This window comes from Wenzhouxiangella sp. XN24 (assembly GCF_011064545.1).
GTDB lineage: Bacteria > Pseudomonadota > Gammaproteobacteria > Steroidobacterales > XN24 > XN24.
Genome location: NZ_JAAMFG010000008.1, coordinates 1 through 22258, shown reverse-complemented (window position 1 = coordinate 22258; position 22258 = coordinate 1). Strand labels below are relative to the sequence as shown.

Sequence of the window (22258 nt, the reverse complement as noted above, 5' to 3'; positions counted from 1 at the left end):
GGCGGGACCCTACGCCCTCGGTTGCGCCGTCGTCGCCGGCGCCGTGGCCTGGCTCGCGACCGACTGGGTCCTTTTGCGCGTCGATGAGGCCTTGCATCGCGACACCTTGCTGGCCGCCCTGGAACATGGCCTCGCCGAGGTGGAACAGCAGGTCCAGGTGGCGATGCTGGCGGCCCATGACGAGGCTGCCGCCGCTTACCGGGCCCATGTGGATGAAGAGATCGCCATGACTTTCGAACCGCTGCGCGCCGGCGTCGTGCAGCCTTGAGTTCGCCACAATACAACCTCGCCGCGGACCTGCGGGGCACGGTCCGGCTGGCCGTGGAGGCGACCGGCCATGTCACGGCGCTGGTCGAGGCGATGCATGCGACGATCGCAGGGCTGGCCGGTCACGTGCCGGGCGCCGGCACGGAACGCACCCGGGGTATCACGGGACTCGTCTATCGCTCCATCCACGGCGTGACGCGCGTGGTGGGCACGGGGCTGGACCTGGCGCTCGGCCCCCTCAGCGGGCTCACCGGCACCCGGGAAACCGTCGCCGGCCGCGAGACGGCGCTGGCCATACTCAACGGCGTGCTCGGCGATCATCTCGCGGCGACCGGCAATCCGCTCGCCATTCCGATGCGCCTGCGTCACGACGGGCGACCCCTCCCGCTGGAACATGATGCGATCCGGGCAGCGCTTCCCGCGCCCGCCACACGGGTCCTGCTGCAGATCCATGGCCTTTGCCTGCACGACGGCCACTGGCGCCGCGACGGCCGCGACGGCTGCGCGGCAACCGCCGCGGCGCTCGGCTACACGCCGCTGCAGCTGCACTACAACACGGGCCTGTCGATCGCCGCCAACGGCCGGCTCCTGGCGGAACGACTCGAGGCGCTGGTGGCGTCCTGGCCGGTGCCGCTCGAGTCCCTGGCAATCGTCGGCCACAGCATGGGCGGACTGGTGGCCCGCAGCGCGGCACATCATGCGCTGGCGGCCGGCCAGGCGTGGCCGGCCCGGCTGCGCAAGCTGGTGTTCCTCGGCACGCCGCATCACGGCGCGCCGCTGGAGCGTGCCGGCAATCGATTCGACCTGCTGCTTGGCGTCACGCCCTACACGCTGCCGTTCACGCGGCTCGGGCGGCTGCGCAGCGCGGGCATCACCGACCTGCGCTACGGCAGCCTGCTGGACGCCGACTGGGCCGGGGCCGACCGCTATGGCCGCGTGCCGCCCGGCCAGCGGGTCCCGGTGCCGCTGCCGGCGGGCGTCGAGAGCTACACCGTGGCTTCACTGCTGGGCGAGAGGCAGGACAGCCCGGCCGGCCGCCTGCTGGGCGATGGCCTCGTGCCCTTGTCCAGCGCGCTGGGGGAACATCCCGAGCCGCGTTACGCCTTGTCGATTCCTGCCGATGCTCGCTGGGTCGGTCGCGGCCTGGGCCATGTCGAGTTGATGACCGCGCCGCGGGTGCTCGCGGAGCTGCGCCGCTGGCTGGCTTGCTGAACCGGTCCGCTCAACCCTGTCCCGGCGGATCGCGCGAGTCCCGCAGCTCCGCCGTGCCTGCGGCCCGGTCCGTGTCGAAGGCGGTGACGCGCAGGTTCACCAGCTGGTCGAGTTGCGCCGCCGACGCTCCGGTGACGGTGAGTACGGTGTCGCCGACCCGGGCGACGCCCGTGCCGGTCGCGGCATCGAAGCCGGTCAGGTAGACGCGGAGCTCCTCGCCCGGCGCGAACGCCGGCTGCGTGCTGCGGAAACGCCAGTTGCCGAACAGGTGACGGATCATGCTGCGCCCCCTCCCTTGCTCACCCGGTCCGAGGTGTACTCCCGGCCGAACCCCGTCCAGGCCGCGAACAGGAACACCGCGACCAGCAGCCAGCCGTGGAAGACCCAGGGCCAGGCCTGGATCGGCTCGACCACCATGGCGGGCGTGAACCAGTCGTAGGTGTCGACCAGGCTCTGCATCTGCGTGTAGCCCACCAGCACCCCGCCCGCCCAGGGGAAGATGTAACCGAGCGCGGAGGTGTTCGCGTCCAGGATGTTCGCGCGGCGGTAGCCGTTGAGATTGAAGCGCTTGCCGATGGTCGCGATGTACGGCGCGATGGCGATCTGCGCGGCCGTGTTGATGGTGATCGCCGCGTTGATGCCGGCGGTCACCGTGACCATCGTCAGCTCCGCCGAGCGCACGCTGCGCGCCACTTTCGCGAGCAGCCATTCCTGCAGGGCATGGAAGCCGCCGCCGCGAATCATGACCTGTGCGCCGCCCAGCACGAGCAGGATGAGGACCGCCAGCGTGGCGAAGCCCACCGGTCCGTCGTACAGGCTGCCGCCGACGCCGGCCTCCGTGGCCGCCACGACCTGCACCAGCGGCCAGCCGCCGAAGGTCGCGGCCGCCCAGCCGTCCGCGGCGACCCGGAACGCCAGCATGTCGGTGACTGGCGCGAGCCCGAACGCCAGGTTGATGACGATCGCGAGGACGAGGCCCGCGGAGATCGCCTGGATGATGTGCCGCCCGCGGATGGCCAGGCCGATCACGACCGCGATGGGTAACAGGTGGAACAGGCCGCTGGCATTGCTCTGCGCCCGGAACAGCGCCGCGGCGTCGGCGTCGATGGCGGTGCCGGTGGAGAACCAGCCGAACACCAGGTAGGCGATGAAGGCGAGCGTGGCGGCGATGATGGCGTACTTGAAACGGCTCGCGACGACGCCGCCGACGTCGGAGTCCTGGGTCACGGCGCTGACGATGGTGGTGTCGCTGACGGGCGCGAGATTGTCGCCGAACACCGCCCCGGAGAGGATGGCGCCGAACATCAGCAGCGGATCCGCGCCCAGCACGACACCCGCGGGAAAGAACAACGCTACGAAAGCGATTACGGTGCCGTAGCCGGTGCCGATCCCGGTGGCCAGCAGGGCGGCGAGGAGGAAGGTGACGGCGGGGAACATGGCCGGGCCCAGGCCGGATACCTCGGCGAGCCAGCCCAGCCCGTCGACGAAGCCGCCGACCTGCAGGGTGGCGGCGAACATCCCCGCCCAGAGCCACGCGACGATGGCGGTCACGGCGACTTTCTGCGCCATGCCTTCGACGATGGCCTCGGCGTACACCGCCCAGTCGCCGCGCACCAGGAACATCCCCAGCACCAGCGCCACCAGCATGCCGACGATCAGCCCCGCGGTGTCGCCGATGCCGAGCAGTCCCGACTGCACGATCGCCCAGGCGATGAAGAACAGGATGGGCACGGCGCTCATGGCCTTGCCGCCGTAAAAGAGGATCTGCGGCTGCGCGGCGGGCGCCGCGGCAGGACTTCCGGCTTCGGTGCCGTCGTTCATGTCTCGTCCTTTTTTTCGGCGACGAACACCCAGAAGGGTATCTCTCGCTCGCGCCAGGTTGCGACCGTCGCGGCGAGGATGCCGATGGCGATCCGGTAGTCCTCCCCGGCGGCATCGCGAAAATCCGCACCGTTCTCCAGCAGCAGGAGATAACCTTCGGCGGGCACCCATTCCAGGTCGCCGAGATAGTCCGCCAGCGCGTCCCAATTCTGGCCGAAGCAGGCGGGGAACTCCAGCGCGGCGGCCATGCGCGCGAGAAACCCCGCCTTGTCGCGGCAGCCGGCCAGGTCGATGGGGACGCCGTGCAGGCCGGCGGCGCGGGCCGCTTCCAGCAACTCGCCGGCGGACCGCGGTGCGACGGCCGCCAGCGTGGCTTTGCCGGCATCCCGCAGCTGCGCAGGGTCCGTCACCGGCCTCACCGGGGAAGCTCGAAGCGGCGGAAACTGCCGTAATGATCGTCGGTGTAGTAGTAGACCTCGGGGGGTTGCCCGCCGGTGACGATGCGTCGCGCCCCGCGATGCCCCAGCCCCGGGGTCCGCACGGTGTATTCACGGTAATAACCGGTCGCTCGCGGAGGCAGGCGGCCCTCGCGGTTGTAGAACACCGTGCCGTCCTGGCGATGCGGAAAGGGGCCGTCGCGGCGAATGAGTTCGAGGGTATGGAGCGCCTCGGCGGGCAACCAGTCGGCCGCCGGCACGCTTGCCGGCGCGGTCGTCGTGCCGGATGCGGGGGGCTCGACGGGCGAGACCGCGGGGCGCTCCCACAGGCTGAGCAGCGCGGCGACGGCGAACAGGAGCAGCAGCAGGGGCAGTCGATGCCGCATGCCGTCAGGCCCGCTTCTTTTTCCTGCGCGGCGCCGGCGCGGCCGCGGCGAGAATCGGCTTCAGGTACTGGCCGGTGAACGAGGCCTTGTTCGCCGCGACTTTTTCCGGCGGGCCTTCCGCCACGAGGCGCCCCCCGCCGCTGCCGCCTTCGGGGCCCAGGTCGATGATCCAGTCCGCCGTCTTGATGACGTCCAGGTTGTGCTCGATCACGACCACCGTGTTGCCATGGTCACGCAGCCGCCCGAGCACGCCGAGCAGTTGCGCGATGTCGTGGAAGTGCAGTCCGGTCGTCGGTTCGTCGAGGATGTAGAGGGTCTTGCCGGTGTCCCGCTTGGACAGTTCCTTGGCGAGCTTGACGCGCTGGGCCTCGCCGCCGGACAGGGTCGTCGCGTTCTGCCCGAGGCGGACGTAGGACAGCCCCACGTCCATGAGCGTCTGCAGTTTTCTTTTCACCACCGGCACGTTGGCGAAGAAGGCCAGCGCATCCTCGATCGTCATCTCGAGGATCTCGTGGATGTTCTTGCCCTTGTAGCGGATCTCGAGCGTCTCGCGGTTGTAGCGCTGGCCCTTGCAGGCGTCGCAGGCCACGTAGACGTCGGGCAGGAAATGCATCTCCACCTTGATCACGCCGTCACCCTGGCAGGCTTCGCAGCGACCGCCCTTCACGTTGAAGCTGAAGCGCCCGGCCTTGTAGCCGCGGGAACGCGACTCGGCGGTGCCCGCGAACAGCTCGCGGATCGGCGTGAACAGGCCGCTGTAGGTGGCCGGGTTGGAGCGGGGCGTGCGGCCGATCGGGCTCTGGCTGATGTCGATGACCTTGTCGATGTCCTGCAGGCCCTCGATGCGCTCGTGCGGCGAAGGCGTCGCGGACGCGTTGTTCAGCTTCTGTGCGGCCGCCAGGTAAAGCGTGTCGTTGATCAACGTCGACTTGCCCGAGCCCGACACCCCCGTCACGCAGGTCAGCAGGCCGATCGGGATGGCGACGTCGATCCCGGCCAGGTTGTTGCCCCGCGCGTCGCGAATGACGATGTCCCGTGGCGCCTGCTTGCGCCGCGGCGTGCGGCTGGCCGGCACGGCGATGCTCCGGCGCCCCGAGAGGTAGTCGCCGGTCAGCGATTCGCTGCTCGCCATGATGTCGGCCGGAGACCCCTGCGCCACGATGCGCCCGCCGTGCACGCCGGCCCCGGGGCCGATATCGACGATGTGGTCCGCCGTGGCGATCGCCTCCTCGTCGTGTTCCACCACGATCACTGTGTTGCCCAGGTCGCGCAGGTGGATCAGCGTGTTCAGCAGGCGGCGGTTGTCGCGCTGGTGCAGGCCGATGGAAGGTTCGTCGAGGATATACATGACCCCCACCAGGCCCGAGCCGATCTGGCTGGCCAGGCGGATCCGTTGCGCTTCGCCGCCCGAGAGCGTCTCGGCGCTGCGATCGAGAGTCAGGTAATCGAGTCCCACGTCGACGAGGAATTTCAGCCGGTCGTTGATCTCCTTGACGATCTTGCGCGCCACCTCGCCACGCCAGCCCGGCAGTTCCAGGGTGCTGAAGAACACCAGCGCCTCGCCGACCGCAGTGGCCGTGACGTCGGCGAGCCCCCGCTCCGCCACGAAGACGTTGCGCGCCGCCTCGTTGAGGCGCGTGCCGTGACAGCTCGGGCAGGGATGGGTGCCGAGGTACTTGGACAATTCATCGCGCACCGTGCCGGACTCGGTTTCGCGGTAGCGGCGTTCCATGTTCGGCAGGATGCCCTCGAAGCGGTGCTTGCGCCGCGTCACGCCGCCGCGGCCGTCGAAATAGGCGAACTCGATGGACTCGGTGCCGGAGCCGAACAGGATGACCTTGCGGATCTTCGCCGGCAGTTCGTCGAACGGCGTTTCGACGTCGAAGCCGTAGTGCTCGGCCAGGCTGCGCACCAGCTGGAAATAATAGGCGTTGCGCCGGTCCCAGCCGCGGATGGCTCCGCCGGCGAGGGACAGGTGAGGGTGGGCGGCGACGCGCTCGGGATCGAAGAACTGTTGCACGCCGAGCCCGTCGCAGGTCGGGCAGGCGCCGGCGGGGTTGTTGAACGAGAACAGCCGCGGTTCCAGTTCCGCGATGCTGTAGCCGCACACCGGGCAGGCGAAGCGGTCCGAGAACACGAGCGGGGTGCGTTCCGGCTCGTCCATGAAAGCCACTGTCGCCATGCCGTCGGCCAGCTTCAGCGCGGTCTCGAAGGACTCCGCGAGGCGCAGCCCGAGGTCGGGGCGGACGCGAAAGCGGTCCACGACCGCCTCGATGGTGTGCTTGCGATGCAGGTCCAGGTCGGGCGGATCGTCGAGCTCGCAGACTTCGCCGTCGACCCGGGCGCGGATGAAACCCTGGGCGCGCAACTCGGCCATCACGTTGGTGTGTTCGCCCTTGCGGTCGCGTACGACGGGGGCGAGCAGCATCAGCGCAGTGCGCTCCTCGAGGGCCAGTACCTGGTCGACCATCTGGCTCACGGTCTGCGCCTCGAGCCGCTCGCCGTGGGTCGGGCAGCGCGGCGTGCCGGCGCGCGCGTAGAGCAGGCGCAGGTAGTCGTAGATCTCGGTGACGGTGCCCACCGTCGAACGCGGGTTGTGCGAGGTGGATTTCTGCTCGATCGAGATGGCCGGCGAGAGTCCCTCGATGGACTCGAGATCCGGTTTCTCCATCATGGAAAGGAACTGCCGCGCATAGGCCGACAGCGACTCCACGTAGCGGCGCTGGCCTTCCGCATAGATGGTGTCGAAGGCGAGCGAGGACTTGCCGGATCCGGACAGGCCCGTGACGACGATCAGCCGGTCGCGCGGCAGATCGATATCCACGGCCTTGAGATTGTGGGTCCGGGCCCCGCGAATGCGGATCGTGTCCATGATTCCTGTTCGGCTTGGGTAGCCCATTACTATACGCAGAAAATGCCGGCCGGCGCTGGCCGGCGCATGACAGGTGTTCGGCGGGCGTCAAGGGACGGTTTCCGGTCCTCTGACGTGAGATTCCGGCCTGTTCAGGCTAGACTGTTTGGCTATTCTCGAAGATCGGGCCGACGGCCGATTCCCTTTTTCTCCCAGCGAGGTCACGCTCATGGCGCGCGGTATCAACAAAGTCATCCTGGTCGGCAATCTCGGCGCCGATCCGGAATCACGGACCACCCCGGGCGGGCTGACCGTCACCAATATCCGGGTCGCGACCACGGAAAAGCGCAAGGATCGCCAGAGCGGCGACCTGGTCGAGGAGACCGAGTGGCATCGTGTCGTGATGTTCGACCGGCTCGCCGAGGTGGCGCGCGAGTACCTGCGCAAGGGCTCGCAGGTCTATATCGAGGGCCAGATCCGCACCAACAAGTGGCAGGACAAGGAAGGCAACGACCGCTACACGACCGAGATCATCGGCCGCGACATGCAGATGCTCGGCGGGCGCCCGGGTGGCGATGCGCCGGCCTCGCGCGGCGGTTACGACGAGCGGCCGCGCAGTTCCGGCGGGGCGTCGTCCTCCGGCAGCGCCGCGCGTGCCGAAGAGCCCTTCGAGGACGACATTCCCTTCTGAGGGCCGGCACGATGGCAGCAACACAGCGGGGCGGCAAGCTGTTCATCCGCACCTTCGGGTGCCAGATGAACGAGTACGATTCGTCGAAGATGGCGGACGTGTTGCGGGAATCGCACGGCTTCGAGGCCGCCGATTCGCCCGAGAGCGCCGATATCCTGCTGCTGAACACCTGTTCGATCCGCGAGAAGGCCCAGGAGAAGGTGTTCTCGCTGCTGGGCCGCTGGCGGGAGTTGAAAGAGGCGCGTCCCGGCGTCGTCATCGGCGTGGGCGGCTGCGTGGCGAGCCAGGAAGGGGAGGCGATCCTGGCGCGCGCCCCGTTCGTCGACATCGTCTTCGGCCCCCAGACGCTGCATCGGCTGCCCGCGATGCTCGACGAGGTGCGGGGCCGCGGCCTGCCGGCCATCGATATCTCCTTTCCGGAGATCGAGAAGTTCGACCGCCTGCCGGCGCCGCGCGCCGACGGCCCGACCGCGTTCGTGTCCGTCATGGAGGGTTGCAGCAAGTACTGCAGCTTCTGCGTGGTCCCCTACACGCGGGGCGAGGAGGTCAGCCGCCCCTTCGACGACGTCATCGTCGAGGTTGCGCAGCTCGCCGCGCAGGGCGTGCGCGAGGTCAACCTGCTCGGCCAGAACGTCAATGCCTACCGGGGCGCGATGCACGACGGCACGACCGCCGACCTCGCCGCGCTGATCCGCTTCGTGGCGGCGGTGGACGGCATCGACCGGATCCGCTTCACGACCTCGCACCCGGTCGAGTTCACCGACAGCCTCGTGGCGGCCTACGCCGAGGTGCCGGAGCTGGCGTCCTACCTGCACCTGCCGGTGCAGAGCGGCTCGGATCGCGTGCTGGCGATGATGAAAAGGGGGCACACTGCGCTGGAGTATCGGCAGAAGATCCGCCGGGTACGCGAGGCCCGTCCCGACATCAGCATCAGCTCGGACTTCATCATCGGCTTTCCCGGCGAGACCGAGCGCGATTTCGAGCAGACCCTGCAGCTGATCGAGGACGTGGGGTTCGACCAGTCCTTCAGCTTCATCTACAGCCGCCGGCCGGGGACGCCCGCCGCCTCGCTGCCCGACGACGTCGATGCCGCGGAAAAGCAGCGCCGGCTCGCCCTGCTGCAGCACCGCGTCAACCAGCAGGCCGCCGCCATCAGCGCGGCGATGGTGGGCGGCGTCGAGCGCGTGCTGGTGGAGCGACCGGCGAAAAAAGACGCCCGGCAACTGGCCGGCCGCACGGCCAACATGCGCTGGGTCAATTTCGACGGCGATGCGGCGCTCATCGGCCAGTTCGTCGATGTGCTGATCACCGAAGCGCTGCCCAACTCCCTGCGTGGCCGGCTGATCGATTCCGCGGCGCCGCTGCGCCGCTCTGCCTGAGGTAACCTCACCGCTTGGACGCCAATTTCGTCAGGGACCTGGTCCTGGAGCCCGCCGACAACGACCGGCTGGCCAATTTGTGCGGTCAGTTCGACGAGCATCTCAAGCAGATCGAGCGTCGCCTCGGCGTGCAGATCCGCCCGCGGGGCAACCGCTTCGAGATCCAGGGGCCGGAGCGCGCCGTGAATGCGGCGGACCGGTTGATCGTGGCGCTGTTCGAGCAGGCCGCCACGGACAGTATCAGTCCGGAGCGCGTGCACGTGGGGCTGCAGGAGGCCGGGCTGTACGAAGAGCCGGGTGCGGCGGCGCCGGGCGAGGTGCGGACGCGTCGCGGGGTCGTACGGGGCCGGGGACCGAACCAGAATGCTTATCTCCAGTCGATGCGCGACCACGATCTCTGTTTCGGGGTCGGGCCTGCGGGCACGGGGAAGACCTACCTGGCGGTGGCGAGCGCGGTGGAGGCGCTGGAGCGGGACACCGTGCGCCGCATCGTGCTGGTGCGACCCGCGGTGGAGGCCGGCGAGCGGCTCGGCTTCCTGCCGGGCGACATGTCGCAGAAGATCGATCCCTACCTGCGGCCGATGTACGACGCGCTGTACGAAATGCTGGGCTTCGAGCGGGTCGGCAAGCTGATCGAGCGGCATGTCATCGAGATCGCGCCGCTGGCCTTCATGCGCGGACGAACGCTGAACGAAGCCTTCGTGATCCTCGACGAGGCGCAGAACTCCACGGTCGAGCAGATGAAGATGTTCCTGACGCGCATCGGCTTCGGCTCCCGCGCCGTCGTGAACGGCGACGTCACCCAGACCGACCTGCCGGCCGCGAAGCTGTCCGGATTGCGCCACGCGATCGCGGTGCTGGAGAACGTCGAGGGGGTGGGGTTCACGTGGTTCACCGCCAAAGACGTCGTGCGCCATCCGCTGGTGCAGCGCATCGTGGAGGCCTACGAGCGCCACGAAGGGCGACCGGAGCGATGACCCTGCGCATCGATATCCAGGTGGCGGGCTCGCGCAGCGGGCTGCCGGATGTCGCGCGCCTGCGGCACTGGGCGCGCTCCGCGCTCGCCGGGCGTCGCACGGACGCCGAACTGTCGATTCGCATCGTCGATGCCGCGGAGAGCCAGGCACTCAACCGCCGGTTTCGCGGCAAGGACCGGCCGACCAACGTGCTGGCCTTTCCCGCGGAACTGCCGCCCGACCTCGGCCTGCCGCTGCTGGGCGACCTGGTGATCTGTCGCGACGTGGTGGAGGCGGAGGCGGCCGAGCAGGCGAAGCCGCCTCACGCGCATTGGGCTCACATGGTGATTCACGGTACGCTGCATCTCGTGGGCTTCGATCACGAGACCGAGGAAGAAGCCGGGAAAATGGAAGCGGCCGAAGCCGAGATTCTCGGCGAACTCGGCTGGCCGGATCCCTACAGGGAAACTGAAGGAAGCAATGACTGACGACAAACCTCCGAGTACGAGCGGAAGCCGGCCCGGGCTGCTGTCCCGCTGGGCCGATGCCTTCCGTACCACGCCGCGCGACCGCGAGGGCCTTCTCGAGCTCCTCGCGCAGGCCAGGCGGGACCAGATCCTCGACGCCGACGAGCACCGCATGCTCGAGAGCGTGCTCGAGGTCGCCACCATCCAGGTTCGTGACATCATGATCCCGCGAGGCAAGATCGTCGTCCTCGAACGCGACGCCAGCCCGCAGGACATGCTGCAGATCATCATCGAGTCCGGCCACTCGCGATTCCCGGTGATCGCCGACGATCGCGACGAAGTCATCGGCATCCTGCTCGCCAAGGACCTGCTGCGCTTTTTCGTCGAGAGCAGCGGGCAGCGCTTCCGTATCAAGGAATGCCTGCGTCCCGCGGTGTTCATTCCCGAGAGCAAGCGGCTCAACGTCCTGCTCAAGGAGTTCCGGATCAGCCACAACCACATGGCGATCGTCGTGGATGAATACGGCGGGGTTTCCGGGCTGCTGACCATCGAGGACGTCCTGGAGCAGATCGTCGGCGAGATCGACGACGAGCACGACCCCGACGAGGAAGTCATGATCGTCCCCGAGCAGGAGGACACCTGGCGGGTGGATGCCCTGGCCCGCATCGAGGACCTGAACGAGGAACTCGGCACGGCCTTCAGCGACGAGCATTACGACACGGTGGGTGGGCTCGTGATGCACGAGCTCGGCCGGCTGCCGCGCAAGGGCGAATCGCTCGTGCTGGAGGGGATGCGCTTCACCGTGCTGCGGGCCGATCGGCGCCGCGTGCATGCCGTGCGCCTGCGGCGCCTCGCCGGCTAGCCGGCGTGGCTTTACGCTTTCACGCCGGAGCGGCGCTGCAGCGCGTCGCACCCGCCGACATCGGCGCGATCCTCGCGGGGGTGGCCCTGCCTTTCGCTTTCGCGCCTTGGGACTACTGGGCACTCGCCTTTGTTTCCCCCGCGGTGCTGTTTCTCAGTTGGCGCGCCGCATCCGCTCGCCGGGCCGCCGTACGCGGATTCCTGTTCGGTTTCGCCGCGTTTCTCGTCGGCACCTGGTGGACCTTCATCTCGGTCCACGATTTCGGCCAGGCACCCGCCGTGCTGGCGGCGTTCTTGACCGTCGCGCTGGCGGCGATCATGGGTGGCTACTATGCCCTGCTCGGCGCCGTGGCCGTCCGCTGGCTGCCGCCCAGCGGCGCGCTGCGCTGGCTGGTCGCACTGCCGGCGGCGTGGATCCTGGTCGAGTGGCTGCGCGGCTGGTTCCTCAGTGGTTTTCCGTGGCTCAGCCTCGGCTACAGCCAGACGGACTCTTTTCTCGGCGGCCTGGCGCCCCTGGGGGGGGTCTACGGGATCGGCTGGGCCTGCGCGTTATGGGCCGGCGCGCTGGCGGCCGTGCTGGTCGATCGGCTCCACGTGCGCGCGCTCGCAGTGGCCGCGATGCTGGCGACCGTCGCGGTGGGGGGCTGGGCGGGGCGCACGACCTGGACCGTGCCGGCGGGCGCGCCGATCGAAGCCGTAATGTTGCAGGGGGCCATCGGCCAGGACGAAAAATGGCTGGAGACTTCGCTCGCACCGACGCGCCAGCTGTATCTCGACATGACGCGGGCGCACTGGGACGCCGACCTGGTGATCTGGCCCGAGGCGGCGATCCCCGCGCTGCTGCACCACGAGATCGATTTCATCGCTGCGCTCGACGAGGAAGCGCGGTCGAACGACACCGAGGTGCTGCTCGGGATCCTGGAGCGCGATGCAGAGACGGGCGATTACCACAACGTCCTGGTGTCGCTGGGCGCCGAGCCGGAGATCTATCGAAAACGGCACCTGGTGCCTTTCGGCGAGTATTTCCCGGTGCCGGCCTTCGTGCGTCGCTGGATGCGCCTGATGAACCTGCCCTACACCGATTTCGCGCCGGGGCGTCCCGATCCGCCGCCGTTGCAACTCGCCGGCGTGCAGGTCGCGCCGACCATCTGTTACGAGGACGCATTCGGTGCCCAGCAGCGGGTTTTCTTTCCCGCGGCGGAGCTGCTCATCAACGTCAGCAACGACGCCTGGTTCGGCGATACGCAGGCGCCACACCAGCACCTGCAGATCGCGCGCATGCGTGCCATGGAAACCGGCCGCTGGATGCTCCGCGCGACCAATAACGGCATCACGGCGGTGATCGATCCGCGTGGTCGGGTGACGCAGCGATCGGCCCAATTCGTTCCGGCAGTCGTCACCGCCGAGGTGACGCCCATGCAGGGCCTGCCTCCCTGGTTGCGTTACGGCGACGGGCCGCTGGCGGCGCTGGCGGCGGGGCTCGTGTTGCTCGGGGCTTTGCGCCGCAACACGGCGGAGCGGTAACCTTCCCGGATCGAACCTGATGAAGCAGACCATGGACCCAATCTACAAGCCGGAAGTGATCGAGCCCGCCGCCCAGCGCTACTGGGACGAGGCGCGCTGTTTCGAAGCCGACGAAGACCCGGGCCGGGAGAAGTTCTACTGCCTGTGCATGTTTCCGTACCCGAGCGGCCGCCTGCACATGGGCCACGTGCGCAACTACACGATCGGCGACGTCGTCAGCCGCTACCAGCGCATGCGGGGCAAGAACGTGTTGCAGCCGATGGGCTGGGACGCCTTCGGCCTGCCGGCCGAGAACGCGGCCATCAAGCACGAGGTGCCGCCGGCGAAATGGACGCGCGAGAACATCGCGCACATGCGCGCGCAGCTGCGCCGCCTGGGATTCGCCTACGACTGGCGCCGGGAACTGGCGACGTGCGACCCGGATTATTACCGCTGGGAGCAGTGGTTCTTCCTCCGGCTGTATGAGAAGGGCCTGGTGTACAAGGCCTCGTCCACCGTGAACTGGGACCCGGTGGACCAGACCGTGCTGGCCAACGAGCAGGTCATCGACGGTCGCGGCTGGCGCTCGGGCGCACTGGTCGAGCGGCGCGAGATACCGCAGTGGTTTCTCAAGATCACCGATTACGCGGACGAGTTGCTCGAGTCGCTGGCCACGCTACCCGGATGGCCGGAGCAGGTCCGCACCATGCAGGCCAACTGGATCGGGCGCTCCGAGGGGCTGGAGCTGGATTTCCCGCTCGCCGATGCACCGGTGGCCGGCTACGACGCGCTGACGGTGTTCACCACCCGCCCCGATACGCTGCATGGCGTGACTTACATGGCGGTGGCGGCCGAGCATCCGCTGGCGGTACACGCCGCCCAGGGCCGGCCGGAGCTGACTGATTTCCTGGCCGAGTGCCGCAGCGCCCATACCACCGAGGCGGCCCTGGAGACGATGGAAAAGCGCGGCATGCCGCTGGGCGTGGACGTGATCCATCCCCTGACCGGCGAGCCCGTCCCGGTGTGGGTCGCGAACTTCGTTCTCATGGGCTATGGCACCGGCGCCGTCATGGCCGTGCCGGGCCACGACAGGCGCGACTGGGAATTCGCCACGAAATACCGCTTGCCGATCCGCCAGGTCATCGCCCCGGCGGACGGGTCGGCAGTGGACCTGTCCGCCGGCGCCCATGTCGATTACGGGGTGCTGGTGAACTCGGGCGACCTGGATGGCCTGACGTCGGCAGAGGCCTTCGCCGCCCTCGCGGCAAAGCTCGAGCAGCAGGGCCGCGGGCGGCGCCGGGTGAATTACCGGCTGCGGGACTGGAGTGTGTCCCGGCAGCGCTACTGGGGCTGCCCCGTGCCGATGATCGTCTGTCCGGCCTGCGGCTCCGTACCGGTCCCGGAGGACCAGTTGCCGGTGCGCCTGCCGGAGGACGTCACGCTCTCGGGCGTCGGTTCCCCGCTGAAGACGATGGACGAGTTCGTGCAGGTCAGCTGTCCGCGCTGCGGAGCGGACGCGCGCCGGGAAACCGATACCTTCGACACCTTTTTCGAATCGTCCTGGTACTACGCGAGATATTGCTCGGCCGACCAGGACGAGGCCATGCTCGATGAGCGCGCACGGTACTGGCTGCCGGTGGACCAGTACATCGGCGGCATCGAGCATGCCGTGCTGCACTTGCTGTACTCGCGGTTTTTTCACAAGTTGCTGCGTGACGAAGGCCTCGTGGACGGCGACGAGCCCTTCACCAACCTCCTCACCCAGGGCATGGTGCTGGCCGATTCCTATTACCGTGAAGACGCCAAGGGCGGGCGCACCTGGTACAACCCGGCCGATGTCGAGGTGCAGCGCGACGAAAAGGGGCGCGTGATCAGCGCGACCTTGCAGGCCGACGGCCTGCCCGTGTTGCTGGGCGGGGTGGGGACGATGTCCAAGTCGAAGAACAACGGCGTCGACCCCCAGTCGCTCATCGAGCGGTACGGTGCCGACACGGTGCGCCTGTTCACCATGTTCGCCGCCCCGCCGGAGCAGAGCCTGGAATGGTCGGACTCGGGGGTGGAGGGAGCCCATCGATTCATGAAACGGCTCTGGCGGATGGTCCATGAGCATGTCGGCGACGGCCCGGCGGGCCCGCTGGACGTGGCGGCACTCGACGACGAGCAGCGCGAGCTGCGGCGGCATGTGCATGCGGCGATCGCCAAGGTGAGCGACGACGTGGGGCGACGCTACACCTTCAACACCGCGATCGCCGCCATCATGGAGTTGCTGAACACGCTCGGCCGGCACGCCGGACGCACGCCGACAGATCGCGCCTTGCGGCAGGAAGCGCTCGAGGCGGTCGTGCTGATGCTTTCGCCCATCGTGCCGCATGCCTGCCACGCCCTGTGGGCGGCGCTGGGCCGGGCCGGTGCGGTGGTGGACGAGGCATGGCCCGCGCATGATCCCGACGCGCTGGTGCAGGACGAGGTGGATCTCGTCGTGCAGGTGCAGGGGAAGCTCCGCGGGCGGGTGCGCGTGGCGCGCAACCTGCCGGACGCCGGGATTCGCGCCGCGGCGCTCGGCGACGAGAACGTCGCACGCTTCGTCGCCGGCCGCGAGGTGCGCAAGGTGATCATCGTGCCGGGCCGGCTCGTCAATATCGTGATCTGACCATGCGTATGCTTCGCCTGTGCCTGCTCGCCAGTGTCCTGTTCGCCGTCACCGGCTGCGGCTTCCAGTTGCAGGGCGTCACGCGTTATCCGGCGGAATTTTCGCCCCTTTACCTCGATGTGCCGGAGCCGAACTCCGACCTGGCTTTCCAGCTGAACCGGGTGCTCGGCGCGTCGCAGGTGACGCTGGCGCGCGATCCTGCAGAAGCCGGTGCCACATTGCATATCGTGGAGGAGAACTTCGGCCGGCGAGTGAAGTCGATTTCCGCCCAGAACCGACCTGCGGAGTTCGAGGTGTTCTACGAAATCGAGTATCTCGTTTCCTCCGACGGAGAAACGCTGGTGGCGCGCCAGCCGGTGAAGCGCGCGCGGATCTTCCCCTACAGCGAGCGCGATATTCTGGCCAGGCAGCAGGAGGAAGAGCTGCTGCGCGACGCCCTTGCCCGGGAAATCGCCAATGTGATCGCGCGACGGCTGGCGGACCTCGGGGATTGAGCGCGGACGAGGTCCTCAACCTCGCCGAAATCGATGCCGTGGCCGTGGCGCAACTGCTGGCCCGCTACGGGCTCGAACTGCGTGCCGTGGTTTCCGGCGAGACCATTCCGGGTTCCTGGTGGGGTGACCGGGAAGCCGGATTGCGCGGCGCCGTGCTCCATGCGCGCCCGGACACGCCGGTGCATTCCGTCCTCCACGAGGCCTGCCATTTCGTCTGCATGACCCCGTCGCGCCGCCTGGCCCTCGACACCGATGCGGGGGGCGATTTCGACGAAGAGAACGCGGTCTGCTACCTGCAGGTCCTGCTGGCCGACGAGTTGCCGCGCGTGGGGCGCGCGCGGATGTTCGCCGACATGGATGCCTGGGGCTACACCTTCCGCCTGGGCTCCGCGCGGGCCTGGTTCGAAAGTGACGCGGACGACGCGCGGGCGTGGCTACGCGCCCGGGGACTCATCGACGACGCGGACCGACCCACCTGGCGGGTCCGCGAAACCTGAATCAGGGAGTCAACGTGCCGCTGCGGTCGAAGGGGACGGTCCGCACGAAGCCGCTGCCGAGATGCAGGCGACCGCGCAGGCGATAGTCCATGGCCTGGTCGCGGCGTTCGCTCATCTGCACCGCCTGGCGCAGGATGTCGAACACCGACGTGGTCACTACGACGCTGGTCTCGGCCTCGCCGAGGCGGGGCAGTTCGAACGCCCGGTTCGTGACGCCGCGCGCCAGGCGCTGGCCGTTCACGTCCAGCTCGAAGTCGAGTCCATCGACGGCGATGGCGCGGTTGTTCGGATTGACGAGGCGCAGTCCCACGGCGAAGCGTTGCTCCAGGGCACCGGGGGCCGGCGCGAGCATCTCCAGGCTGGTCACCTGGACTTCGGGCGGCTCCAGCGAGCTCATGCTGGTGCAGGCGCCGAGACACAACAGCAGTAACAGGGCGGCGGTTCGGGCAAGTGCATGAGTCATGCGGGGGCTCCAGCGCGCGGGCTTCGGTTCGATGCCTGCATTATAGGCCCGGGTCCCGCGTTGCGGCGCATGGCCGTGAGTGCCTACACTGCCCGGGACGATGCGTAGCGCCCCGCGCGAAGGAGGATCGCCCATGCCCACCCTGTTCGAGAAGATCATCGCCGGAGAGTTGCCTGCCGACTTCGTGCATCGGGACGAGCGCGTGGTCGCGTTCCGCGACATCCATCCGCAAGCGCCGGTTCACGTACTCATCATCCCGGTGAAGCCGATCCCGACAGCCAATGACATTGCCGACGAGGACGCGGAACTGATCGGGCACATGTTCTGCGTGGCGCGGGACATCGCGCGCGCGGAGGGCCTTGCCGAGGACGGCTACCGCCTGATCATCAACTGCAACAGCCACGGCGGCCAGGAGGTCTATCACCTCCACCTGCACCTCGTGGGCGGCCGCCCGCTGGGGCGCATGCTGCCGTCCCGATGAGCGTGGCCGCGCTCCTGCTGGTCAGCGGAACGATGCTCGATCCTGCCGCGCTGGGCCGCTTCGCCGATCTCGCGCTCGAATGCGTTCATCGCGAGTATCCCAACAAGATCGCCCACGTGCTCGACAGCGCGGCCGACGTCGGCACGCCGCGGGAGCTCACGCCGGTGTTCTGGGGCTGCTTCGACTGGCACTCGGCCGTGCATGGCCACTGGATGCTCGCCCGCCTGGCGCGGCTGAACCCGGACGCGCCGTTCGCCGCGCCGGCGCGCGCCGCCCTGGAGCGGAGCCTGACCGCCGAGGGCGTCGCCGGCGAGGTTGCGTACATGGCCGCACCGGGCCGGGAAGGCTTCGAGCGCCCCTATGGCCTGGCGTGGCTGTTGCAGCTCGGAGCGGAACTGCGCGAATGGGACGACCCCCAGGCAGCGCGTTGGGCAAAGGCGCTGGCACCATTGGAAGCCATCGCCGCCGATCGGCTGCGGAGCTGGGTGCCGAAGCTCGCCTATCCCATTCGCGGCGGGGAACATGCGCAGACCGCTTTCGCCTTCGGTCTCGCGCTGGACTGGGCGCGCGTCTCGGGCGACACGGATCTCGAGGAATTGCTGGTCGCGACATCGAGGGCGCTGTACCTGGAAGACCGCGACTGTCCTTTGGCATACGAGCCATCCGGCCACGATTTCCTGTCGCCCTGCCTCGCGGAGGCCGACCTCCTGCGTCGCCTCCTTCCGGAAGACGAGTTCGCCGCCTGGCTGCACCTCTTCATGCCGGGCATCCCGGCGAACGCCGGGCCGGAATGGCTGCCCGTCGGGCGTGTCACCGATCGCGTGGACGGCAAGCTGGCCCACATCGACGGGCTGAACCTGAGCCGGGCCTGGATGCTCGAGGGAATCGCCGCCAGCCTGCCGGATGGAGACCCGCGCAAGGCCAGCCTGCGCGCGGCCGCGACGGCCCATGCCGTAGCGGGGCTCGAGGGCGTGAGCGACGAACATTATGCCGGCAGCCACTGGCTGGGGAGCTTTGCGACGTACCTTGTGACCGGCCGCGGCCTCCCCTCAGCCGCCGACCCGGTACGGCAGCAGGCGCAGCGGGAGGAGTAGCAGCAACACCGCGACGAGCGCGGGGCCGAAGGGCAGGTCCAGCTCAAGCGCCAGCAGGAAACCAGCCAGGAAGGCGGCGACGCCGAGGGCCGTGGCCAGCAGCAGTGCCGGGCGCCAGCCGCGCGCCAGCCGGAACGCGACCCACGGCGGGATCATCATCATCGCGAAGGTCGCCATCACGCCCATGGTGCCGATGCCGAGCACGACGCCGACCGCTACCAGGACTTCGAAGCCGATCTCATGCGGCCAGGTCGGCAGCTGGTTGGCGCTGTAATGGTCCGGGAACAGCCTGGCCAACAGCAGGCGGCGGCCCAGCCAGGCGCCTGTGGCCAGCACTGCGAGCACCAGGACCGCTGCCCCGCCGAGATGCACGCCGGTGGTGAAGTAGAGCTGCCCGTTCAAGAGTTGCATGGCGACCAGGTCGGCATGATGACCGAGCGTGGCCAGCAGCAGCACTGCCGCCCAGCCGCCCAGCAGCATGACGGCATAGTGCTCATTGCGCGTTGTCCCGGTGAGAAAGCGCACCAGGCCCGCGAGCAGCGCGCCGAGCAGGGCGAACAGCACCAGCGGCCCGTGAAGCAGCGCCCCCGCGACGGCGCCGGCCGCCGCCGCCTGGGCCACGCCGAGGCCGGACAGCCACTGTTCGCGCAGCCGCAGCCCGGCGCCCAGCAGGGGCAGCGCCAGCGCCAGCAGCAGGCCGGTGGCCAGCGGCAGGCGAAACAGCGGATCGAACGCGAGGCTCAGGGACATGGCGTCACGATCCGGTCGCAGGCCGCCGCCAGGAAGTCGCCATCGTGGCTGACTATGAGCACCGCTCGGGCCGGGTCGAGGCGGCCGATCTCCGCCAGCAGGAGCTCGATCGCATCCGTATCGAGGTTGTTGGTGGGCTCGTCGAGCAGCACCAGGCGGGAGGGCCCGGTGAGGCAGGCCCACGCATGCAGCAGCTGGAACTCACCGCCGCTCAGTTCGTCCAGGCAGCGTCGGCCCAGCGCATCGAGCCGCGCCGGCACCGGGGCGGCAGGCGCACCGGCGAGCCGCAGCACCTCGTGGCCGGTGAGCGGCAGCTCGGGCGGGCGCTCGGGACGCTGGCGATGATGCGCCACCGTCAGCCCGGGCGCCCGCTCGACCCGACCGCCGTGCAGCACTGCAGTGCCGGTGATCAACCGCAGCAGGGTGGTCTTGCCGATGCCGTTCGCCCCCCCGAGGCCCAGCACCTCGCCGGGCCCGATGCGGAAGGAGACAGGCCCGACGACGGGCCGCGCGTAGCCGGCGCGGACCTCGACCATTGCCAGCAGTGGCGCCGTGGCGTTCAGTGGCTCTCCAGCCGCGAAACCCAGCTATCGATCACCGCCACGTAGTCGTCCGCGCCGCCATCGACCGGCACGTTGTTGCGCATCTCGTAAACCGGCCAGCCGAGCGCCTCGCCGACGCGCTCGGCGCCCTGCGCGGGCTCGTAGCCCATGCGCATCACCAGGCCTTCGCGACCCCGCAGGTCGTCGATGAGCGCGCGCACATGCCGAGCGGTGGCCGGGATGCCGGGCAGCGGCTCGAGATAGCCGAGCAGCGGGACGTCCAGCCGGCGCAGCAGGTAGACCGCGTCCTTGTGGTTCAGCAGCACGCCCGGGGCGCCGGCCGCGCGCTCGCGCCAGCCGGCTGTCTCCTGCTGCATCCGTGCGGCGAAGGCGGCGGCGTTGGCGGCGAACTCGCCCGCGTGGGCGGGGTCCAGCACGGCCAGCTGCCGCGCGAGCGCTTCGGCCGCCACGCCCATGCGCAGTGGGTCGAAATACACGTGCGGGTTGCCCATCGGGTGGACGTCGCCGAGCCCGCGGTCGGCCGGGCCGCCGGCGTCTGCGAGCGTCACCGCGGCCGCGGCCTCGAAGTAGCCCGGCCGTCCCGGCAGGACGGCCGGGTTGCTGGCGCCCTGGAGAGCGGCCGGCAGCCAGCCGCCCTCCAGTTCAGCGCCGACCGCCACCACGAGATCCGCGCGCCGCAGCGCGACCATCATGCTCGGTCGCGCCTCGAGGTGGTGTACGTCCCGGTCGCCCGGGGCGAGCACGTCGATCACGACGTGCTCGCCCCCGACGGTACGGGCCAGCATCCCCATGTTGGGGGTGGTGGCAGCTACCCGGAGGGCTGCGGCGGCGGGCGTGGCCACCACCAGCAACAGCCCGGCCAGCAGCAGTTTTTTCAACCAGTTCATCGGCCCGGCCTAGAAGGTGTGGGCGCCATGCGCGCCGAAGTTCACCTGCAGCTGCAGGAAGACCTGGTTGTACTCCTCGCGCTCGCCGTCGTCGACCGAGATGTCCCCGCGGGCGAACTGCAGGCGCAGGCGCGAGAACTCCGTGGGCAGGAAGTTCAGCGCCGCGGTGTAGCGCTTCGAGCTGTCCCACTCCTCGCCGCCGTCGAGCCCGGTGCTGTTGGTCAGGCCGACCTCGTCGTAGCGCAGGCCCACGGTCCAGCGCTGCGCCACGCCATACACCGCCTGCAGATAGAAGCCGTCCTGCTTGTCCTTGAACGATTCCTGCACGCCGATGTCGCCGGGCTGGAACTCGTTCAGCGGGTCGTCGCAGGCGAGGTCTTCCGGCTCGCAGGCGAAGAACACGTCGCGGCGGTCGAGGTCGCGGGTGCGGTAGAAGTACTCGCCCTGCAGCTTGAAGGCGCCCCTCAGTCCGGTGCCGCCGGACGGCAGGTACTTGTACACGCCGTCGAGGCCCCAGAAGTTCGCCGTGCCCTCGTGGTCCTGGTAGTAGGTTTCTTCCTCGATGCTTTGCTGGAAGCTGGAGCTGTAGCCGACCGAGGCGCCCAGCTGCAGCGCGTGCTGGTAGCCGAGATCGGGCGCAAACTTGGCGAAGCCGGTGAACAGCCGCGGGCCGGCCGCGTCCTCCAGGATCCGGGCGGTGCCTTCGACGGCGTCTTCCTCGCCGATGTAGGCCGCGATGCCCTCGGTCTCGCCCTGCAGGGCTTCAACACCGAGCCGCAGGTACTGCGAGGTCGGCGCCACCCAGCTCAGCTGCACCCCTGTCTCCTGGATACCGTGGTCGCCAAACAGGAGTTCGCTGACCAGCGGCCGGTCGAAGAAGTCCCAGCTGTGCGGATGCTGCTTGTTGATATAACCGACGTCGCTGAGGAACTTGCCGAACTTGGCCTGCAGGCCGGCCGGCAGGGACCGGGTGGTGACGAAGGCCTCCTCCAGCTCGACCTCGTCGCCGTCGAAGACGAACATGACGAAGGCGTCGAAATAGGGGTCGACCGTGGCGGCCAGTGCGATCTCGACCTCCCTCAGGTTAAAGCCGCGCTCGAGCTCGCCATGGCTGTGGCCATGACCGTTCTCATGCTCTTGCTCGCCGCCGTGCTCTTCGCCCTCTTCCTCGTGCCCGTGGCCATGACCAGCGGAGAAGCCGTCGGCCTCGCGCAGGATCTCGAAGGCCTCCCCGCTGACATTGTCGGTGTACCAGCCGCCGTCGATGATCACCGAGACCGACGGATTGAAGCGCGAGCCTGACGTCACCTGCTGGCCGATCGGCTGGGGATCGGGCCGCAGGCCGGCGGGATCGAGGGGATCTTTCTGCGGGCCGGAGGTCTGGGCCGCGGCCGGAAAGCCCACGAGCGCGGCGGCAAGGCCGCCGAGGATGAATCTGTGCATGATCGTGCCTCTTGTAATGCTGTCGTACGCAGCCGGCCGGCACGGGCCGGCCGGTCACGGCCGGGCTCCAGCGGGTACCTGCTGCAAGTCCGATTGTTGGTGACG

At 69.0% G+C, this 22258-nt stretch carries 22 protein-coding genes and 1 pseudogene; 13 read left to right on the top strand and 10 right to left on the bottom strand.

What is annotated here, in order from left to right; genetic code table 11:
• Positions 1 to 268, top strand: a pseudogene (locus G6032_RS00160) (hypothetical protein); the annotation flags it as partial.
• Positions 265 to 1479 (top strand): alpha/beta hydrolase, encoded by a 1215-nt coding sequence (locus G6032_RS00155; protein ID WP_206211718.1) that lies wholly within the window; start codon positions 265 to 267, stop codon positions 1477 to 1479. The pseudogene G6032_RS00160 and the gene G6032_RS00155, both read left to right, overlap by 4 nt.
• 10 nt (positions 1480 to 1489) lie before the next feature.
• Here G6032_RS00155 and G6032_RS00150 read toward each other — a convergent pair whose 3' ends face one another.
• Genes G6032_RS00150 through uvrA form a run of 5 tightly spaced genes read right to left on the bottom strand, consistent with a single transcriptional unit; the run spans position 1490 to position 6995 of the window.
• Positions 1490 to 1759 (bottom strand): hypothetical protein, encoded by a 270-nt coding sequence (locus G6032_RS00150; RefSeq protein ID WP_165280106.1) that lies wholly within the window; start codon positions 1757 to 1759, stop codon positions 1490 to 1492.
• Positions 1756 to 3300, bottom strand: coding sequence for a Na+/H+ antiporter NhaC family protein (locus tag G6032_RS00145; protein ID WP_165280105.1), 1545 nt, complete (start codon positions 3298 to 3300; stop codon positions 1756 to 1758). Before G6032_RS00145 ends, G6032_RS00150 begins: the two co-directional genes overlap by 4 nt.
• On the bottom strand, positions 3297 to 3710 hold the full coding sequence (locus G6032_RS15525) for a barstar family protein (protein ID WP_206211717.1): 414 nt from the start codon (positions 3708 to 3710) through the stop codon (positions 3297 to 3299). Before G6032_RS15525 ends, G6032_RS00145 begins: the two co-directional genes overlap by 4 nt.
• Positions 3711 to 3715: 5 nt before the next feature.
• Entirely contained in the window at positions 3716 to 4123 is a 408-nt protein-coding gene (locus tag G6032_RS00135) for a ribonuclease domain-containing protein (RefSeq protein ID WP_165280103.1), read from the bottom strand.
• 4 nt (positions 4124 to 4127) lie between these two features.
• Positions 4128 to 6995, bottom strand: a complete 2868-nt coding sequence (gene uvrA, locus G6032_RS00130; RefSeq protein WP_206211716.1) for an excinuclease ABC subunit UvrA — start codon at positions 6993 to 6995, stop codon at positions 4128 to 4130.
• 208 nt (positions 6996 to 7203) lie between these two features.
• On the opposite strand from uvrA, the gene ssb reads away from it, so the two are divergent.
• Genes ssb through G6032_RS00085 form a run of 9 tightly spaced genes read left to right on the top strand, consistent with a single transcriptional unit; the run spans position 7204 to position 16472 of the window.
• Positions 7204 to 7665: a single-stranded DNA-binding protein gene (ssb, locus tag G6032_RS00125; protein ID WP_165280110.1), complete on the top strand. Its 462-nt coding sequence runs from the start codon at positions 7204 to 7206 to the stop codon at positions 7663 to 7665.
• Positions 7666 to 7676: 11 nt separating this feature from the next.
• Positions 7677 to 9044: a tRNA (N6-isopentenyl adenosine(37)-C2)-methylthiotransferase MiaB gene (gene miaB / locus G6032_RS00120; RefSeq protein WP_165280102.1), complete on the top strand. Its 1368-nt coding sequence runs from the start codon at positions 7677 to 7679 to the stop codon at positions 9042 to 9044.
• Between the two features lie 14 nt (positions 9045 to 9058).
• Positions 9059 to 10021 carry a PhoH family protein gene (locus G6032_RS00115; protein ID WP_165280101.1) on the top strand — a complete coding sequence of 321 codons (963 nt, stop codon included), beginning with the start codon at positions 9059 to 9061 and terminating at the stop codon, positions 10019 to 10021.
• The gene (gene ybeY, locus G6032_RS00110; RefSeq protein WP_165280100.1) at positions 10018 to 10488 is read left to right on the top strand and encodes an rRNA maturation RNase YbeY; all 471 of its coding nucleotides are present in this window, start codon (positions 10018 to 10020) and stop codon (positions 10486 to 10488) included. Before G6032_RS00115 ends, ybeY begins: the two co-directional genes overlap by 4 nt.
• Positions 10481 to 11329 (top strand): transporter associated domain-containing protein, encoded by an 849-nt coding sequence (locus tag G6032_RS00105; protein ID WP_165280099.1) that lies wholly within the window; start codon positions 10481 to 10483, stop codon positions 11327 to 11329. Before ybeY ends, G6032_RS00105 begins: the two co-directional genes overlap by 8 nt.
• A gap of 5 nt (positions 11330 to 11334) precedes the next feature.
• A complete protein-coding gene (gene lnt / locus G6032_RS00100; protein ID WP_165280098.1) occupies positions 11335 to 12852 on the top strand; it encodes an apolipoprotein N-acyltransferase in 1518 nt (505 codons plus the stop codon).
• Positions 12853 to 12883: 31 nt separating this feature from the next.
• On the top strand, positions 12884 to 15481 hold the full coding sequence (leuS, locus tag G6032_RS00095) for a leucine--tRNA ligase (RefSeq protein WP_165280108.1): 2598 nt from the start codon (positions 12884 to 12886) through the stop codon (positions 15479 to 15481).
• Positions 15482 to 15483: 2 nt separating this feature from the next.
• Positions 15484 to 15975, top strand: a complete 492-nt coding sequence (lptE, locus tag G6032_RS00090) for an LPS assembly lipoprotein LptE (protein ID WP_165280097.1) — start codon at positions 15484 to 15486, stop codon at positions 15973 to 15975.
• Positions 15972 to 16472, top strand: a complete 501-nt coding sequence (locus tag G6032_RS00085) for a hypothetical protein (protein ID WP_165280096.1) — start codon at positions 15972 to 15974, stop codon at positions 16470 to 16472. The genes lptE and G6032_RS00085 overlap by 4 nt, the downstream gene beginning before the upstream one ends.
• Position 16473: 1 nt before the next feature.
• Here the strand turns inward: G6032_RS00085 and G6032_RS00080 are convergent, their stop codons facing one another.
• The gene (locus G6032_RS00080) at positions 16474 to 16935 is read right to left on the bottom strand and encodes an LEA type 2 family protein (protein ID WP_165280095.1); all 462 of its coding nucleotides are present in this window, start codon (positions 16933 to 16935) and stop codon (positions 16474 to 16476) included.
• A 133-nt stretch (positions 16936 to 17068) separates the two neighbouring features.
• Between G6032_RS00080 and G6032_RS00075 the strand changes: the two genes are divergently transcribed.
• Together G6032_RS00075 and G6032_RS00070 are read left to right on the top strand one after the other, a co-directional pair.
• Positions 17069 to 17416 (top strand): histidine triad nucleotide-binding protein, encoded by a 348-nt coding sequence (locus G6032_RS00075; RefSeq protein WP_165280094.1) that lies wholly within the window; start codon positions 17069 to 17071, stop codon positions 17414 to 17416.
• Positions 17413 to 18510, top strand: a complete 1098-nt coding sequence (locus G6032_RS00070) for a DUF2891 domain-containing protein (protein WP_165280093.1) — start codon at positions 17413 to 17415, stop codon at positions 18508 to 18510. Before G6032_RS00075 ends, G6032_RS00070 begins: the two co-directional genes overlap by 4 nt.
• Here the strand turns inward: G6032_RS00070 and G6032_RS00065 are convergent.
• The 4 genes from G6032_RS00065 to G6032_RS00050 are packed head-to-tail and all read right to left on the bottom strand — an operon-like array spanning position 18466 to position 22153.
• The gene (locus G6032_RS00065) at positions 18466 to 19260 is read right to left on the bottom strand and encodes a metal ABC transporter permease (RefSeq protein WP_165280092.1); all 795 of its coding nucleotides are present in this window, start codon (positions 19258 to 19260) and stop codon (positions 18466 to 18468) included. The genes G6032_RS00070 and G6032_RS00065 overlap by 45 nt on opposite strands.
• Positions 19251 to 19796: an ATP-binding cassette domain-containing protein gene (locus G6032_RS00060; protein ID WP_165280091.1), complete on the bottom strand. Its 546-nt coding sequence runs from the start codon at positions 19794 to 19796 to the stop codon at positions 19251 to 19253. Before G6032_RS00060 ends, G6032_RS00065 begins: the two co-directional genes overlap by 10 nt.
• Positions 19797 to 19819: 23 nt before the next feature.
• A complete protein-coding gene (locus G6032_RS00055; protein ID WP_165280090.1) occupies positions 19820 to 20710 on the bottom strand; it encodes a zinc ABC transporter substrate-binding protein in 891 nt (296 codons plus the stop codon).
• Positions 20711 to 20719: 9 nt separating this feature from the next.
• Positions 20720 to 22153: a TonB-dependent receptor gene (locus G6032_RS00050; RefSeq protein WP_240901825.1), complete on the bottom strand. Its 1434-nt coding sequence runs from the start codon at positions 22151 to 22153 to the stop codon at positions 20720 to 20722.
• Between the last annotated feature and the right edge of the window lie 105 nt (positions 22154 to 22258).